Here is a 1,222-nt window from a genome sequence, read left to right on the forward strand (position 1 = left end):
GGGGGTTGGTGGGATGAGGTCGGGGGTGGTGGTGACGGGGTTGGGGGTGGTGGCTCCTAATGGGTTGGGGGTTTCTGATTTTTGGGGGGCGGTGTGTGCTGGGCGGGGTGGTGTTGGGGTGGTGTCGCGTTTTGATGTGGGTGGGTATCCGGCGCGGTTGGCGGGGGAGGTGTCGGGGTTTGATGCGGGGGAGTTTTTGCCGGGCAGGTTGTTGGCGCAGACTGATCGGGTGACGCAGTTGGCGTTGGTGGCGGCTGGGGAGGCGTTGGGTGATGCGGGGGTGGAGGTGGCGGGGGTGTGTGGTTATCGGTTGGGGGTGGTGACGGCTAGTTGTTGTGGTGGGTTTGAGTTCGGTGCGAATGAGTTGCGGAATTTGTGGAGTAAGGGTGGCCGGTATGTGAGTGCGTATCAGTCGTTCGCGTGGTTTTATGCGGTGAATACCGGTCAGATTTCGATCCGGCATGGGATGCGGGGGCCCAGCAGTGTGCTGGTGGGTGATCAGGCTGGTGGGTTGGATGCGTTGGCGCATGCGCGTCGGCTGGCGCGTGATGGCACGGTGATGCTGGCCGGTGGGGTGGAGGCGCCGTTGTGTCCGTGGGGGTGGGTGGCGCAGTTGGCCGGGGGCAGGCTGGCGGCCGGGTCTGATCCTGAGCGCGGGTATTTGCCGTTCGATGTGCGTGCGGCCGGGCATGTGCCGGGTGAGGGCGGTGCGTTGCTGGTGGTGGAGGACGCCGCCGTGGCGGCGCGGCGTGGTGCTCGGGTGTATGGGGCGGTGAGCGGGTGGGGGGCGACGTTGGATCCGCGGCCGGGCAGTGGCCGGCCGTCGACGTTGCCGACCGCGATCCAGATCGCTCTTGATGACGCCGGCCTGGTCCCCGCCGATGTGGATGTGGTGTTCGCCGATGCCGCCGCGGTCCCTGAGCTGGATCGGGTCGAGGCGGCCGCGATCACCGACGTCTTCGGTCCTGGTGGGGTGCCGGTCACCGCGCCCAAGACCATGACCGGCCGGCTCGGCGCCGGTGCCGGCCCGCTGGACGTGGTCACGGCGCTGCTGACGCTCAACAGCGGGCTGATTCCGCCCACCATCAACACCATCCCCGACCCCGGCCACCGACTCGATCTGGTCACCGCCCCCCGCACCGCCCCTGCCCGCACAGCCCTCGTCCTCGCACGAGGCCACGGCGGCTTCAACACCGCCCTCATACTCCAAACCACCACATGA

1 protein-coding gene is annotated in these 1,222 nt (G+C 68.0%); it reads left to right on the plus strand.

Annotation, left to right across the window (positions count from 1 at the left end; translation table 11 throughout):
* The first annotated feature begins 13 nt into the window (after positions 1-13).
* Entirely contained in the window at positions 14-1,222 is a 1,209-nt protein-coding gene (locus tag ACGFNU_RS50655; protein WP_392604179.1) for a ketosynthase chain-length factor, read from the plus strand.

Origin of the sequence: Spirillospora sp. NPDC048911, assembly GCF_043198015.1 — a bacterium.
GTDB lineage: Bacteria > Actinomycetota > Actinomycetes > Streptosporangiales > Streptosporangiaceae > Spirillospora.

Excerpts from the sequence above, each read along its gene's own strand:
- ACGFNU_RS50655 (WP_392604179.1), top strand. The coding sequence starts at position 14 with ATGAGGTCGGGGGTGGTGGTGACGGGGTTGGGGGTGGTGGCTCCTAAT.